General features: G+C 71.3%; 15 protein-coding genes. 8 read left to right on the top strand and 7 right to left on the bottom strand.

The features are described 5' to 3' along the window. Positions 1–688, top strand: a 688-nt coding sequence (locus tag QMK34_RS16130; RefSeq protein WP_326414803.1) for a DNA glycosylase AlkZ-like family protein, incomplete at its 5' end; no start/stop codon positions are given. Between the two features lie 17 nt (positions 689–705). On the opposite strand, the gene QMK34_RS16125 is transcribed toward QMK34_RS16130, so the two are convergent. Beyond that, entirely contained in the window at positions 706–1,959 is a 1,254-nt protein-coding gene (locus QMK34_RS16125) for an MFS transporter (protein WP_326414802.1), read from the bottom strand. 65 nt (positions 1,960–2,024) lie between these two features. Here QMK34_RS16125 and QMK34_RS16120 point away from each other — a divergent pair, with 65 nt between their 5' ends. Both QMK34_RS16120 and QMK34_RS16115 read left to right on the top strand, forming a co-directional pair. Next, a complete protein-coding gene (locus QMK34_RS16120; protein WP_326414801.1) occupies positions 2,025–3,020 on the top strand; it encodes an ArsR/SmtB family transcription factor in 996 nt (331 codons plus the stop codon). Positions 3,021–3,083: 63 nt separating this feature from the next. After that, the gene (locus tag QMK34_RS16115; RefSeq protein ID WP_326414800.1) at positions 3,084–3,917 is read left to right on the top strand and encodes a pentapeptide repeat-containing protein; all 834 of its coding nucleotides are present in this window, start codon (positions 3,084–3,086) and stop codon (positions 3,915–3,917) included. Positions 3,918–3,939: 22 nt separating this feature from the next. Here the strand turns inward: QMK34_RS16115 and QMK34_RS16110 are convergent, their stop codons facing one another. After that, positions 3,940–4,617 carry an NUDIX domain-containing protein gene (locus tag QMK34_RS16110; protein WP_326414799.1) on the bottom strand — a complete coding sequence of 226 codons (678 nt, stop codon included), beginning with the start codon at positions 4,615–4,617 and terminating at the stop codon, positions 3,940–3,942. A gap of 49 nt (positions 4,618–4,666) precedes the next feature. Between QMK34_RS16110 and QMK34_RS16105 the strand changes: the two genes are divergently transcribed. Continuing rightward, entirely contained in the window at positions 4,667–5,422 is a 756-nt protein-coding gene (locus QMK34_RS16105; RefSeq protein ID WP_326414798.1) for a DeoR/GlpR family DNA-binding transcription regulator, read from the top strand. Between the two features lie 343 nt (positions 5,423–5,765). On the opposite strand, the gene murJ is transcribed toward QMK34_RS16105, so the two are convergent. After that, entirely contained in the window at positions 5,766–7,556 is a 1,791-nt protein-coding gene (murJ, locus tag QMK34_RS16100) for a murein biosynthesis integral membrane protein MurJ (protein WP_326414797.1), read from the bottom strand. 45 nt (positions 7,557–7,601) lie between these two features. Beyond that, positions 7,602–8,540, bottom strand: a complete 939-nt coding sequence (locus tag QMK34_RS16095; RefSeq protein WP_326414796.1) for an AraC family transcriptional regulator — start codon at positions 8,538–8,540, stop codon at positions 7,602–7,604. A gap of 82 nt (positions 8,541–8,622) precedes the next feature. On the opposite strand from QMK34_RS16095, the gene QMK34_RS16090 reads away from it, so the two are divergent. Further along, positions 8,623–9,129 (top strand): anthrone oxygenase family protein, encoded by a 507-nt coding sequence (locus QMK34_RS16090; protein ID WP_326414795.1) that lies wholly within the window; start codon positions 8,623–8,625, stop codon positions 9,127–9,129. 36 nt (positions 9,130–9,165) lie between these two features. Here QMK34_RS16090 and QMK34_RS16085 read toward each other — a convergent pair whose 3' ends face one another. Genes QMK34_RS16085 through QMK34_RS16075 form a run of 3 tightly spaced genes read right to left on the bottom strand, consistent with a single transcriptional unit; the run spans position 9,166 to position 10,836 of the window. After that, a complete protein-coding gene (locus QMK34_RS16085; RefSeq protein WP_326414794.1) occupies positions 9,166–9,651 on the bottom strand; it encodes a GyrI-like domain-containing protein in 486 nt (161 codons plus the stop codon). Then, the gene (locus QMK34_RS16080; protein ID WP_326414793.1) at positions 9,651–9,989 is read right to left on the bottom strand and encodes a YciI family protein; all 339 of its coding nucleotides are present in this window, start codon (positions 9,987–9,989) and stop codon (positions 9,651–9,653) included. The genes QMK34_RS16085 and QMK34_RS16080 overlap by 1 nt, the downstream gene beginning before the upstream one ends. Before the next feature lie 13 nt (positions 9,990–10,002). Continuing rightward, positions 10,003–10,836 carry an alpha/beta fold hydrolase gene (locus QMK34_RS16075; RefSeq protein ID WP_326414792.1) on the bottom strand — a complete coding sequence of 278 codons (834 nt, stop codon included), beginning with the start codon at positions 10,834–10,836 and terminating at the stop codon, positions 10,003–10,005. Here QMK34_RS16075 and QMK34_RS16070 point away from each other — a divergent pair. The 3 genes from QMK34_RS16070 (at position 10,835) to QMK34_RS16060 (ending at position 14,932) form a co-directional block, all read left to right on the top strand. Next, positions 10,835–11,170: a hypothetical protein gene (locus QMK34_RS16070; RefSeq protein WP_326414791.1), complete on the top strand. Its 336-nt coding sequence runs from the start codon at positions 10,835–10,837 to the stop codon at positions 11,168–11,170. The two genes, QMK34_RS16075 and QMK34_RS16070, sit on opposite strands and share 2 nt — an antisense overlap. A 79-nt stretch (positions 11,171–11,249) precedes the next feature. Then, entirely contained in the window at positions 11,250–14,069 is a 2,820-nt protein-coding gene (locus QMK34_RS16065; RefSeq protein WP_326414790.1) for a DEAD/DEAH box helicase, read from the top strand. Beyond that, on the top strand, positions 14,066–14,932 hold the full coding sequence (locus tag QMK34_RS16060; protein WP_326414789.1) for an SWIM zinc finger family protein: 867 nt from the start codon (positions 14,066–14,068) through the stop codon (positions 14,930–14,932). Before QMK34_RS16065 ends, QMK34_RS16060 begins: the two co-directional genes overlap by 4 nt. The last annotated feature ends 41 nt before the right edge of the window (positions 14,933–14,973 follow it).

The raw sequence follows: 14,973 nt of genomic DNA, 5'->3' as shown, positions 1-14,973 counted from the left end.
CGAGGAGCCGCGGTCGATGACCGAGCTCGCCAGGGCGCTCGGCGAGCGGCGGCCTGCGCCGGGACCCCGGGCGCTGGGCGAAATGCTGGTCGCTGCCCTGGTACCGGTGGTGCAGCTGCCGCCGCGCGGGCTGTGGCGCGCGAAAGCGGGAGCGCGTTACACCCCGCTTTCCTCCTGGCTGGGTCGCGAGATCGACCCGCCGTCCCCGGACGGCTCCGATCCGGTGGGCCAGGCGCTGCTACGGCGTTATCTGGCCGCGTTCGGCCCCGCGACCTCAAGCGACCTGCGCGCCTGGTGCGGGCTCACCGGGCTGCCCGCCGCGGTGGCCGCGATCCGCGACGAGCGAGGCCGGGAACTGCTGGACCTGCCCGACGCGCCGCGCCCGGACCCCGGCACACCCGCCCCGGTGCGGTTCCTGCCCGCGTTCGACAACGCGATCCTCGGTTATCACGATCGCAGCCGGATCATCGACGACGCCGACCGTGGCCTTTCGGTCGCCGGTGAGCGTGTGGTGCTGGTCGACGGCCGGGTCGCCGCGACCTGGACAGTCGAGGAGGGCACCGTGACCGTCACCCCGCTGCACGGCTTCTCCCGAGCGGACCAGACCTCTGTCGCCGACGAGGGGGAGGTGACGGCAGCGTTCCTCTCGGACAACGACAGCCGCCGCGTGCGGATCGCCAGGAGCTAGTTGCGGCTCCGTGCTGATTACTCTGTGCCGATTACTTGATGCAGGACGTCGTTATGCGGCGGCCCCGTGGCTCGCAGGGCGCGGATCAGCACCGGCATCGCGACCAGCAGCGCCATCCCGCGCAGCGCGCCGGCCAGTGGGTACGGCGCGCGCAACCCGAACGTGTGGGCCACCAGGCCGCCGGTCAGTGCCCCGAGGGGGATCAGTCCCCAGCCGAGCAGCTTGTATACGCTGTTGACCCGGCCGAGCAGTTCGGCGGGCACGATCTGCTGGCGCAGGCTGACGGTCACGATGTTCCAGAGCGTGGTGACGAAGCCGTTGACGGCCAGCAGGGCTCCCAGCACGATCGCGTCCGGGCTCAGCCCGATCCCGACGAAGACGACGACGTTCGTGGCGAGCGCGGTGAGCAGTGCGGGAAGCGCGCCGATCCTCGCGACGAGACGGGCGTTGACCAGTCCGCCGAGCAGGCTCCCGACGGCGGCTCCGGCCAGCAGGAGGCCGTACTCCCGGGTGTCGAGGCGCAGGGTCTGGGTGGCCAGCAGGACGAGTGTCACGGTCGCGAGCTGACCGCAGAACGTGTTGACGCCGAGCAGGACGGCGAGGGTGCGCAGCAGCCGGTGGCGGGTCAGCCAGCGCAGGCCGTCCGCGATCGCCGTGCGCAACGGCGGGTACGCGTGAGGGATACGCCGTCGTCGGGGCAGCGTCGCCAGCAGTGCGGCGGACAGGACGAACGAGGCGGCGTCCAGCCCGAACGGCCACGCGACGGCGAGGGCGAAGGCCAGGCTGCCAAGCGGCGGTCCGGCGAACTGCAGGCCGATCGTCGTGATCGTCTGCTGGTTGCCGTTCGCCTTGTGCAGCAACGGCTTCTCGACGATGTCCGGCAGGATCGCCTGGGCCGCGTTGCCGAAGACGACCGCGCACGCCCCCAGCCCGAAGGCCATGATCGCGAGCACCGGCACGGTGATCCGGCCGAACGCGGCGAGGATCGCGACGGCGCCGACGAGCAAGGCCTGGATCGCCTGCGAGCGCCAGAGGAGGTTGACGTGGTCACTCCGGTCGACGAGCGCTCCGGCGGGCAGCGACAGCAGCAGCCACGGCAGATAGGTCGCCGCGGACACGACGGACACGAGCCGGGGGTCGCGGGTGATCGTGACGGCCAGCAAGGGGACGGCCGCGGCGAAGGCCCCGTTGCCGATGTTGTCGATACCCGTGGCCCACCAGAGCCGCCAATAAGCCGCGGACAGACGCGGTGCGGCGTCGGTTCGTGTCATGCAGAGATCATCCGGCGCGAGCCGCGCACCCGACAGCATTTAGCTCAGTGCTACATACTCGAGCGGTGGCGTTGACGGTCGAGCTCGGTGTGGCCGAACTGGCGGCGACCCGGTTCGCGATCTCGCCGTTGTCCGAGACGGTGTCATGCCTGCAACAGCTGGGCGATCGCGATCGGTCGGCGATCAATCTCCGCTGGCTGCGGTGGGCGGTGGACGAGCTCGCCGCCGATCCGCTCGACCTGTCGTTCGTCTGGCCGCTGCTGGTGAGCGACCGGCCGAACTGGCCGGAGTTCCTGGTCCCTGCGCCGCTCGGCGCTGGTGCGTCCATCGAAGACGACCTCGCGGCGCTGCGGCGCACGACCGCTCGTCAGGTGCGCACCAGCCTGCGGCGCGTGTTCGGCGAGGAGCTCACCGGCACGGTCGCCGAGCTCGCCGCGGACCCGGCGGCGGGCCTGCGGGCGATCGCCGACCAGCTACGCGCCACCCACGACCGGCTGATCGCGCCGCACTGGCCGCGCATCCGGGCGGTGCTCGACGCGGACGTCGCCTATCGCGCGAAACAGCTGGCATTGGGCGGCGCCGAGCAGCTGTTCACCGGTCTGCACCCCGATCTTCGCTGGTCCGGCAACCGGCTGAGGCTGGAGGGGACGCGCTGGCGGAGCGAGCTGGCGGTGAAGCGAGGGCCGGGCGGGCTGGTACTGATCCCGGTCGCGGTCGGCTCGCCCTACGTGCTGATCAAGAAGAGCACGTCCACCCAGACCACGGTGCGCTACCCGGCACGAGGCGTCGGCGCGTTGTGGACCGCGGGGACGCGGGCGCCGTCGGGCAGCGCGGTCCGGTTGCTCGGACGGGTGCGGGCGGGTCTGCTCGAGGCGTTGCGTTCCCCCGCGACGACCACGGATCTGGCCCGCGCGCTGGGCGTGACCCCCAGCGCGGTGTCGCAACACCTCGGGGTGCTGCGCGAGAGCGGGCTGGTCGCACGGGAGCGGTCCGGCCGGACCGTCCTGTACCTGACGACCGCGCTCGGCGCGTCCCTGCTGGGGACGGCCAGCGTCGGCTGATCGGAGCTGTCGCGGCCGGGCGGTAGGCTCACGCCCGACTTCGACCAGGGAGACCCGCACACCTTGTCCGAGAACCCACCGCCTCCGCTCGCCGGGCGGGACCTGCTGGCGTTGCGGGCCGACTGCGGGAACTGCTTCGGGCTCTGCTGTGTGGCATTGACGTTCTCGGTGTCCGCGGACTTCGCGATCGACAAGGACGCCGGACAGCCCTGTCCCAACCTGACCCCGGATTCCCGGTGTGGCATCCACGATCGACTCCGGAGCAAGGGTTTCCAGGGCTGCACCGTGTATGACTGCTTCGGCGCGGGGCAGAAGCTCTCCCAATCCACCTTCGAGGGTCAGGACTGGCGGCAGGCTCCGCAGTCGGCGAAGCGGATGTTCGACCTGCTTCCGATCATGCGTCAGCTTCACGAGCTGCTCTGGTATCTGACCGAAGCCTCGACGCTGCCCCAGGCCCGCGCTCTGCGCGAGCAACTCGGCCTGGCATTGGACAAGACAGAGAAACTCACCAACGAGAGCCCTGCCGTGCTCGCCCGGCTGGACGTCGGGGCGCATCGCGCTGAGGTCAACGTCCTGCTGCTGCGCACCAGCGAGCTCGTGCGCGCCACGTCCGGACGGCGCAAGAAAGATCGCCGGGGCGCCGACCTGATCGGGGCCAAGCTGAAGGGCGCGGACCTGCGGGGCGCCAACTTTCGCGGGACGTATCTGATCGGTGCCGATTTGCGAGGCGCGGACCTGCGCTTGGCCGACCTGATCGGCGCCGACCTCAGGGACGCCGACGTGCGGGGAGCCGATCTCGGCGAGTGCATCTTCCTGACGCAGTCGCAGGTCAACGCGGCGAAGGGCGATGACGCGACGAAGCTGCCGCCCGCGCTGGCCCGCCCCGGGCATTGGTAGTCAGGCCCGGTCCACTCCCTGATCAGCGGGTGCGGAACGGGCCGTCGAGCGCGGCCCAGTGCAGCAGCATGATCGTCTTGGCGTCGGCGATCCGGCCGGTGCGGATCATCTCCAGCGCCGTGGGGAAGGGCAGTTCGACGACGTCGATGTCCTCGCCCTCGTCGGCGATCCCGCCACCGGCGGCGATGCGGCTCGCCGAACTGTAGGGGGCGGCGTAGAAGTGCACCTGTTCGGTGACCGACCCCGGGCTCATGTAGACGTCGAAAACGTGCTCCAGCGGGCCGACGACCACGCCGGTCTCCTCGCCTGCCTCGCGGCGGATGGCCGTTTCGGGATCGTCGTCGTCGAGCAGGCCGGCGGCGGTTTCGAGCAGCATGCCGTCGGGATGGCCGTTGACGTAGACGGGATAGCGGAACTGGCGGGTGAGCAGGACGGTGCCGCGTTCGGGGTCGTAGAGCAGGATCGTCGCGCCGTTGCCGCGGTCGTAGGTCTCCCGCTGCTCGGTGGTCCATCGGCCGTCGGTGCGCCGGTAGTCGAAAGTCGTGCGGCGGAGCACGTGCCACCCGGCCGCGAGCAGTTCGACGTCGGTGACCCGGACACGCGGATTGCCGGTGAGGTCGCGGCCGATCCGGTCGAGTCCGGTGCGGCCCCGGTGGTCGGGCCGGTCGATGCCAGGGCGGCCTTCGGTGAGAACGTTCATGACCGGGAGCATAATGTGCAAGACTCGGCACAAACAAGGAGGAACGTGCATGTTGGCGGCGGAACGGCGTGACCTGCTCCTGGCCCGGCTGGAGAACGACGGCAAGCTGGTGGCCAAGGAGCTGGCGGCGGAACTGGCGGTCTCCGAGGACAGCGTGCGGCGTGACCTGCGCGAACTCGCCGCGGCCGGGCTGTGTCAGCGGGTCTACGGCGGCGCGCTGCCGGTTTCGCCTGCCATCGGCGACCACGGGTTCCGGGCGTCGGTGAACCTCGAAGGCAAGGACCGGGTCGCCGCGCGCGCCGCCGGGCTGGTGCATCCCGGCGCGACGGTGATCCTCGACGGCGGCACCACCGCGCTCGCGGTCGTCCTGGCCCTGCCGCTGGACCTGACGGCGACGATCGTCACGCACAGTGTGGCGGTCGCGGCCGCCCTGCTCGACCATCGCGACGTCGAGGTCTATCTGATCGGCGGGCGGTTGTTCAAACACTCGGCGGTGACCTGTGGCGCGGCCGCCGCCGAGGCCGCCGAGGGCGTCAACGCCGACCTTTTCCTGCTGGGCGTCACCGGTGTGCACGCGGACGCCGGGCTGACCACCGGCGACGCCGACGAAGCCGCGATGAAGCGGACCCTGGCCCGCCGCGCGGCGGACACCTACGTGCTGGCGAGCGCCGAGAAGGTCGGCGCCGCGTCCCGGTTCTCCGTGCTGCCGTTCGCCGAGGTCGCGGGGATCGTCACCGACGCAGGCCCCGAAGAGCCGACTGTGCGCAGGCTCGTCGCACTCGGCGTCGAGGTGCTCGGGTCTTAGAGGGCGGCCGGGAACTGATGTCATGTCGTCCAGTTTGGCGCCTGGGGCCGGGTGACTGGCGGGGACTGTCACGCGGTCTGTTCTGGTGAAGGGGACTTTTGCAAGGTTGAGTCGAGGGAAGTCCCCTTCGGTCGCTACCCAGGTTTGCCGTGTGCCCTGATGGGAGCCTTCACGGCGTCTAACGCTGTCATGGTGGCCTTCAGGGGCACGCATGAAACGGTCATGGCGGTACGAAACGGACGAATGGGCAGGCTTTCCGTCCTTTGTGGAGGGTGGGCGGCTTCGAAGGACAGGTACTCGAGGCTTCGAGCGGCGGCTGCTGCGTCAGTTCTCAGACGCGTGCTTAGGCCCGCCGCAGTCCGGCGATCCGGCGGGTGATCGGGTCGAACTCGGCGATCTTCAAGGCGGCGAGCAGGCCGAACGCGACCCCGGCGCCGACAATGCCCTCCAGCGGCAGCCGGACCAGTGCCTGCCAGACGGGCCCGAGGGAGTCGGGCACCACCAGCCCGGCCAGGAGTGCCGCGGCGGCGCCGAGTCCGCTGACGGCCGCGGTGACGAGGATGACGCGCAGGGCACGTCTGCTGCGCAGGTGGCCGAGGCGCACCCAGAGCCAGACCTGGCCGATGACCGCGCCGACGACGAAGGTCGCGCCGTTGACCAGCATCGCGCCGAGCACGACGTGCTCGCGGTCGAGCAGGTCCTGGCACAGCAACAGCAGCGGGATCTTGACCGCGGTCATCACCATCATGATCAGCGTCGGGGTGCGGGCGTCCTTCATCGCGTAGAACACCCGCAGCTGCAGCAGCACCATCGCGTAAGGCAGCAGGCCGAGCGCCGAGATCGCGAGGGTCTGGCCGAGGCGGTCGGCGTCGGCGAGGGTGCCCTTGCCCCAGGCGAAGATCGCGATCCCGATCGGGGTGCCGATCACGGCGAGCACCGCCGAGCACGGCATGAGCAGCACGGTGGACAGACGGGCGGCGTAGGACAGGTCGCCGACCAGCTTCTGGGTGTCGCCGTCGGCCGCGGCACGGCTCATCCTGGGCATGAACGCGGTGAGCAGCGAGACGCCGATGACGCCGTAGGGAAGCTGGAACAGCAGCCACGCGTAGGTGTACGCCGTGACGCCGCCGCTGGTGCCGCTGGTCAGGACGTGGGTGTTGACGACAAGCCCGAGCTGGCTCACCGCGACGTAGCCGAGGATCCAGGCGGCGAGTCCGCCGAACTCCTTGAGCCGGGGGTCGAGGCCCCAGCGCCAGCGGAAGCGGAAACCGCTGCGCAGCAACGGCGGGATGAGCACCAGCGCCTGCACGACGATGCCGAGGGTCACGCCGAGCCCGAGGACCAGCAGTTTCGGGTCGCCCATCCGCACCGGGTCGAGGGAGATCTCGCCGGGCACGAGATAGAACCCCGCGAGACTGATGAGGACGACGATGTTGTTGAGCACCGGCGCCCAGGCAGGCGGGCCGAAGACGTTCTTCGCGTTCAGGATCGCCGAGAACAGCGCGAACAGGCCGTAGAACAGGATCTGCGGGAGCACGAGGTAGCCCAGCGCGGTGGTCAGCGCGGGGTTGGCGTCGGGGGAGGAGCTGTCCACGTACACCGCGGTGAACAGCGGCGCGGCCGCGACGGCGCACGCGGTGCCCAGCGCGAGCAGGACCAGCGCCATGGTGATCAGCCGCTGCGCGTAGGCCTCTCCGCCGTCGGGGTCGTCGTGCGAGCGGACCAGCAGCGGGATCACGACGCTGGACAGTACCCCGCCCAGCAGCAGCTCGAACACCATGTTCGGCAGCGTGTTGGCGATGTTGAACGAGTCGTTGACCACGCCGGTGCCGATGATCAGCGCCAACGCGACCTTCCAGCCGAAGCCGGTTATCCGGCTGACGAGCGCGGCGATCGCCAGTTTGCTGCTCGACTGCGCCAAGGAATCCGCCAGCGAACCCGGCGGCGGCCCGATCGGTGACGGAGGTGGCGGCGGAACCGCCACCTGGACCGCGATCTGGGTGTACGAGCGGGGGACGTCGAGGTCGCGCGAGGGCCAGTGCGCGCCGCCGGGCAGGGTGAGATCGGACGCGTCGAACGCGATGAACGCCGTCGCCTCTTCGGGCTGCGGGCGGGTCCGATCGTCGTGCTGCATGAGATGACCCTGCCAGCGGGGATCGCGGCTGTCGACGTGGGCCGCTCAGGCGCCGACGGTGCGGTACCGCTGGGGGCTGACCCCGTGTTCGCGTTTGAACGCCGTGCTCAGAGCGAAGGAACTGCCGTAGCCGACCTGGTGGGCGACCGCGCCGACGGTCGCGTCGGGCTGCTGGCGCAGCAGGTCGGCGGCGAGCGCGAGGCGCCAGGTGGTGAGGAAGGTCATCGGGGGTTCGCCGACGGCGGTGGTGAACCGCCTGGCCAGTGCCGCGCGGGAGACCCCGGCGCCGGCGGCGAGGGTGGCCACGGTCCAGGGGTGGGCGGGGTCGCCCTGCAGCAGGCGCAACGCCTTCCCCGCGACGGGGTCGCTGTGGGCGCGGTACCAGGCGGGCGCGTGCGCTTCGGGCCGGGCGAACCAGGCGCGCAGGACGGCGATGAGCAGCAGGTCGAGCAGGCGGTCGAGCACGCTTTCCTGGCCGGGTTCGTCGCGGGCGATCTCCTCGGCCAGCAGCGGGATGAGCGGGCTCTTCAGCGCGCCGCCGGGCAGGACGAGCAGTGCGGGCAGCGCGTCGAGCAGGCGGCGGCTGATCTCGCCCTGCGTTGGATAGGTGCCGGTGAGCAGCACGGTGGGCCCGTCGGTGCCGGTGCCCCACGTGCGTGGCCCGAGGTCGGTCAGCGCGGTCAACTCCCGGCCGTCCGGCGTGCCGCAGCGCTGCCCGGGATGGATCACGGCCTGGGGCGGGGTGTCCGGGTCGTCGGCGACGACGTACGGCTCCGGGCCACGCAGAATGGCCGCGTCGCCCGGGTGCAGGAGCACGGCGTCGCCGGTGTCGGGCTTGATCCACGCCTCGCCGCTCACGAGCGCGACGAGGGTGAGCGGCGCTTCGTCCTGGATCCGCATCGACCACGGCGGGGTGAGGATCGAGCGGAGCAGGAAGGCGCCACGGGCCCGTGGTCCGTCGAGCAGCCCGGCGAGTGCGTCCATAGGAGCCAAGAGTAGACGCTGGAACATGGTATTGCGCTGTTGAGCTATGGAGAGTCTTGATCTGGAGCGCTTCACTGGAGACATGACCGAGCACACGAAGGAGAAGACGATGTTCGACGTACTCGCGATCGTCGCGCTGGTGGCGGCCACGATCGCCGCCGGCCTGATCGCCGGTTTGTTCTACGCCTACGCATGCTCGGTCATGCCGGGGCTGGCGCTCGCGGACGACCGCTCGTTCGTGGTCGCGATGCGCGAGATCAACGTGGCGATCCTCAACGGCTGGTTCGCGCTGACCTTCGCCGGCGCGCCGGTGCTCGCGGTCGTCGCGGGGCTGCTGCACCTGCGGGGCTCGGCGCTGCCCTGGATCGTGACCGGGTTCGTCTGCCTGGTGGTGATGCTCGTGATCACGATGGCGGTCAACGTGCCGCTCAACAACGCGCTGGAGGCCGGCCGGGACTCGGCGGATTTCGCCGCGCTGCGCGGGCGGTTCGAGTCCTCGTGGGTGCGGTGGAACCTGGTGCGGGCGCTCGTGTGCACCCTGGGGTTCGGGAGCCAGGGCTGGGCGCTCGTTGTGCGCGGTCGCGCTTGAGCGCCCAGCCGTTCAGACGCTCAGCCGTTCAGACAGTCAGCGTTCGAGCCTCAGGACGAGGTCGGTTTCCCACAGGTTCCAGTCGGGTTGTTCGGCGGGGTTGGTCTTGAGCACTTCAAGACGGCAGCCCCACCGCTCGCCGCCGCCGGTCTCGGTCATGTCCCATTTCAGCCCCCGGCCGGTGCCCCAGTCGAGCACCGCGGCGGTGGCCTCGGCCAGTCCGGCGGGATGGCCGTGGTGGGTTTCGACGACGTAGCGCCCGGCGGGCAGGAGCCCGCTCGCCCACGGGTCGCCGAGGTCGACGGGTGCGGCGAGCGGCACGCCCGCCTCCATCTCCAGTGCGTCGCCGGGGCCGATCCCGGTGTAGCGGAAGAACGGCGCGCCCGCGATCGGGGTGCCTTCGGCGGCGAGTTTGCCGATGAGCTCGGGCAGCCGGTCGGCGAGCGAGGCGATGGTGCTCATGGTGACGGTCGCTTTCGCGGCGACGTAGGGCTGTTCCGGGCGATCGGTGATCTCCGGCATCAGTTTGCTCCTTCCGGGGGGTTCCACAGTGGACGGACTTCGATCAGGCCGAGCCGGGCGGCCGGGTGCGCGGCCGCGACGGCGACGGCCTCGTCGAGATCGGCGCACTCGACGACGCAGAGCCCGGCCAGTTGTTCCTTCGTTTCGGTGAACGGGCCGTCGGTCAGCAGGACCTCGTCGTCGCGGACGCGCACGGTCGTCGCCTCGCTGGGCGGGCGCAGGCCTTCCCCGCCGACGAGCACCCCGCGCCGCAGCATTTCCTCGGTCCAGCCACCGCAGCCGGACGTCGCGAGGACCGGGTCGCTCTGGTCGCCGCAGATCAGCAGTGCGTAGCGCATGTTCTCTCCCTGGTCAGTGGTCGCGAAGCAGGTCCAGCAGCCTCGGGACGGACGTCGCCGGATCGGCCCAGAGCCCGCCGTGATCACCGGGGAACGCCTCGAGTTCGAGGCCGAGCCGCTCGGCGAGCGCCGCGGCGCCGAGGTAGGCGACCTGTCCGTGCGACTGCTCGCCGCCGACGGGGACCACCCGGGTCCCGGTGTCGCGCAGCTTCGCGAGATCGGGCCGGTAACCGGTGATGGCGGACCACAGGCTGCCGAAGAAGAAGCCGAAGTTGCCCTGCATCCTGGCCATTCCGGCTTGCTCCTGCGGGGTCGGTTCATGTGCTTGGCCCGGGGCGCCCCCGTCGAATCCAGCCATCTTCATGAACGCCACCATGGCGGCGCCGGTGCCTTCCCGGCGGTAGACGTCCTGGACCTCCTGGCCCGAGCGCTCCTGCTCCTCGCTGTCGGGCAGCAGGCAGGTGAGGGGCGGCTCGTGCGCCAGCAGGGTGCGGACCTGGCCGGGGTGGCGTTCCACCAGGCTGAGGCCGGTGATGGCGCCGCCACTGCTGCCGACCACGTAAGCCGGTTCGGCGCCGAGCTCGGCCAGTAGCAGATGGGCGTCGTCGGCGTGCACCGAAACGTGCTGTTCCTCGGCCGGGTCGTCGAGCTCGCTGCGAGAGATCCCGCGCGGGTCGTAGGTGACCACGGTGTAGTGCTCGGACAGCGGCCCGGTGATCGACGAGAACGGCCCGGCGTCCATCGCACCGCCGGGGATCAGCAGTACCACGGGGCCCGTGCCGGAGACGTCGTAGTGCAGGTGCGCGCCGGGTACGCGCAGGATCTGCGTGGTGGTGGTGGTCGTCATGGGTCGATCCTTCCGGTTCGGTGTCTTCGGCCCACCGACAATCGCGCTCGGCACGGACAGACACCCGATCCTGCCTGATTTCGGTTTTTCCGCGAATCCCGGCGCGCAGGTGGCTGGTCATGAGGCCGGGTCGTCTGCGGCGCATCGATACTCGACCGACCCGAAAGTTCGCCATGATGACCCGCACGCCGTCGAGTGTGGTGTCACCGCCGACCGGCGCGGGAAAGGCTTGGCGGACAACGCCCGCGCACGCGTCAAAACCATCGGCGCGGCCACGATGCGCGAGCTCCGTGATCAGCACCTGCTGGCCGGGGCACCGCCGACCACGTCCTGAGTGCTGAAGCAGCCTGCTCGGCTGGGATCTCCGTACGCCATACGACGTTGTGCTACGCTTTACCGTACGCCCTACGGGAATGGGTGACGGACAACTTCCGGAAGGTGAACAGCTGAGCAGGGAACTGATCGAGGCACTGGCACGCTGCGCGGTACTGGTCGAACCGGCCGATCCGCCACGAACCGGCCGGGTGGTGTTCCTTTCCCCTGGTGACGAGCCTCCGCCGGTGGGTGACTCCGGCGTACTGACGATCGTCGACCGCGAACTGGCCTCGCGGGCGAGCGCGGTGACCCGCCTCCCGATCGCCGAGGCGCTGCCGTTGCTGGTCCGGCTGCGTGACGAGCCGGGGTGCCATCCGGCCGCCGCGTTCTGGAGCGCCGCCACCGTCGCGGCGCTGCGCCTGGTGGCCGCCGGACGGCTTCTCCCGGTCGTCACCGAAGCCGGTCACGACGCGTGGCGTGCCGGGCCGATCGAGCCCGCCGACGTCGTCTGGCTGCGCGGCCTCGCCGAAGCGATGCCCGCGGAGGCACACGCGGTGGCCGTCCCCGGCGACAGCGACGAACCGCGCTTTCCCGCCCGGTATCCACTGCTTCGCGCCTTCGTCGACGCCGTCGCCGACACCCTTCCGCGCACACCCGCCGCCGCACGCGCCACCGGGACGTCCGCGTTCGCCGCCGTCGCGCCACAACAGGTCCCGGCCCTGCGCGACTGGGCGGGCGAGGTGTCGGCCGGGCTCGATTCCGGGGTCAAGGTCTCCCTGCGGGTCGACGCGCTCGACGACGACTTCACGAGCGGCCGGTTCCGCGCGGTCGTGCAGGTCCACAGCCTCACCGACCCGGCCCAGCTCGTCGACGCCGGGCAGCTGTGGGCCGGCGGTGACGGGTTCGGCGGGTTCGGCCCGCGGGCGCGCGTCGACGTCATGCTGGCGCTGAGGCGCGGCGCGCAGGTGTGGCCCCCGCTGGAGCCGTTGCTCGGCGCGGTGGTCCCCGACGAGCTCGGGCTGGGTGACGTCGAGATCGCCGAGCTGCTCGCCGACGCCGCTCCCCGGCTCGCGGCGGCCGGGATCGACGTCCATTGGCCCACCGCCCTGGCTCGTGATCTGACGGCGAAAGCCGTGGTCGGCACCACCGACGACGCGCCGTCGGACCTGCCGTCGTTCTTCGGCGGCCACGCGCTGCTCGGCTTCGACTGGCAGCTCGCGCTGGGTGGCGAGCCGCTCACCCCGGCCGAAATGGACCGACTGGCCGAGGCGCACCGCCCGATCGTGCGGCTACGCGACCGCTGGATCCTGGTCGATCCCGCGTTGGCGGCGAAGGCCCGCGACCGGATGCTCAAGCCGCTCACCCCGATGGACGCGCTGGGCGTCGCGCTGAGCGGGACGGCCGAGATCGACGGCGAGCGCGTCGACGTGATCACCGACGGCTGGCTCGACTCCCTGCGCGAGCGGCTGTCCGCGCCACCGGAACCGCTGGAGCAGCCCGCCGAGCTGGCCGCGACGCTGCGCGACTACCAGCTGCGCGGCCTGCGCTGGCTGAGCACGATGACCGCGGTGGGCCTCGGTGGCTGCCTGGCCGACGACATGGGGCTGGGCAAGACGATCACCCTGATCGCCCTGCACCTGTGCCGCCAGGCCGATCCCGCCACGGTGGGCCCGACGCTGGTGGTGTGCCCTGCTTCGCTGCTGGGCAATTGGGAACGGGAGATCCGCCGCTTCGCCCCCGCCACCGAGGTCCGGCGCTTCCACGGCACCGAACGCGCGCTCGGCGAACTCGGCACCGGATTCGTGCTGACCACCTACGGCACCGTCCGGGCGGACACCGCGTCGCTGGCCACGCCACGCTGGGGGCTGCTGGTCGCCGACGAGGCCCAGCACGTCAAGAACCCCCGCTCCAGCACCGCCGAGGCGTTACGGGAACTCCCTTCGGCGGCCCGGATCGCGCTCACCGGCACGCCGGTGGAGAACAACCTCTCGGAGCTGTGGGCGATCCTCGACTGGACGACACCAGGGCTGCTCGGCACTCTCCCGGAGTTCCGCCGTCAGTGGGCCAAGCCGGTCGAAGCGGGAACGGACCCCGCCGCTGGTGAGCGGCTGTCGCGGCTGATCCGGCCATTCCTGTTGCGACGCCGCAAGATCGACCCTGGGATCGCGCCGGAACTACCCGCCAAAACCGAGACGGACCGGCCCGTGACGCTGACCGCCGAGCAGGCCGGGCTCTACGAGGCGGTCGTGCGGGAGCTGATGGCGGACATCGCGGGCAGCGAGGGCATCGCCCGCCGGGGACGGATCGTCAAACTGCTCACCGGCCTCAAGCAGATCTGCAACCACCCCGCGCAGTACCTCAAGGAGCCGGGGGAGGCCACGCTGCGAGGCCGTTCGGGCAAGCTGGAGCTGCTCGACGAGCTGCTGGACACGATCCTCGCCGAGGACGGCGCGGTGCTGGTGTTCACCCAGTACGTGGCGATGGCCCGGCTGATCGAACGGCACCTGGCCGAGCGCGGCGTCCCCACCCAGCTGTTGCACGGTGGCACGCCGGTGCCTCGGCGCGAGGAGCTCGTACAGCGGTTCCAGCGTGGCGAGGTCCCGGTGTTCCTGCTCTCGCTCAAGGCGGCGGGGACCGGGCTGAACCTCACCCGCGCGGAGCACGTCGTGCACTACGACCGCTGGTGGAACCCGGCGGTCGAGGACCAGGCGACCGACCGGGCGTACCGGATCGGGCAGACCCGCCCGGTCCAGGTACACCGGCTCATCGCGGAGGGCACCGTCGAGGACCGGATCGCGGAGATGCTGCGGGCCAAACGCGCACTGGCCGACGCCGTGCTCACCTCGGGTGAGGCCGCGTTGACCGAACTGACCGATCACGAACTGGCCGAACTGGTCGAGCTGAGGAGCCGTCGATGACCGAGGACGACCTCGTCCGGGGTTTCCCGGCTTTCGCCGCCGCCGGTGGCCGCGGCCCGTTCGCGCGATCGTGGTGGGGTCGAGCCTGGGTGACGGCGATGGAGGAGACCGCGCTGGACCAGCGGCAGCTGCGGCAGGGCCGCCGGTACGCCGCGGCGGGCCTGGTCGGGCCGATCACCGTCAGCCCCGGCCGGATCGCGGCCGTGGTGGACGGCGAGGGTGACGGGCAGTACCGGACCGAGCTGCGCCTGGCGGAGCTCACCGGCGTCGAATGGGACCGGTTCCTCGACCGCGTCGCGTCACGGGCCGGGCACCTCGCCGCTCTGCTCGACCGGGACATGCCGCACGATCTCGTCGCGGCGGCCGACGACGCGGGCGTGCACCTGCTGCCCGGCATCGGCGACCTCGATCCGGAGTGCGACTGTCCCGGCTGGGAGCTGCCGTGCCGCCACGCGGCGGCGCTGTCCTTCCAGGTGTCGTGGCTGCTCGACGCGGACCCGTTCGTTCTGCTGCTGATGCGCGGCAAGGGGGAGCGGGAGGTGCTCGACGAGCTGCAGCGTCGCAACGCGCCCCGGCTCGTACGGGCCGGTCGAGGTGACGAGGACGTCCTCGCCCGGGAGGCCTACGCACGAAACGGCGAGCCGGTGCCGGAGGTCGGCGACGTGGTCGCGACCGGGCGGTTGACCGTGCCGTCGGCGCCCGGGATTCCCGCCGAGACGTTCGCGATGCTCGCCGAAAACGCCGTCGAGGCCGCGAAGGCCATGCTCGCCACCCCCGAGGCCCCGCGACTGACCCGCGCACAGGACGCCGTCCGCCTCGCCGCGACGTTCCCCGGTTCGCCCACCGCAGCCCGGCTCGACTGACCCCGCCCTCACGGCTAGTGGTCCCTGAAGGCCACCATGAC

The sequence above is a fragment of the Amycolatopsis sp. H20-H5 genome (genome assembly GCF_035828755.1).
Classification (GTDB): domain Bacteria; phylum Actinomycetota; class Actinomycetes; order Mycobacteriales; family Pseudonocardiaceae; genus Amycolatopsis.
The sequence above is the reverse complement of the archived record's forward strand: the minus strand, read 5'-3'. Positions and strand labels throughout refer to the sequence as shown.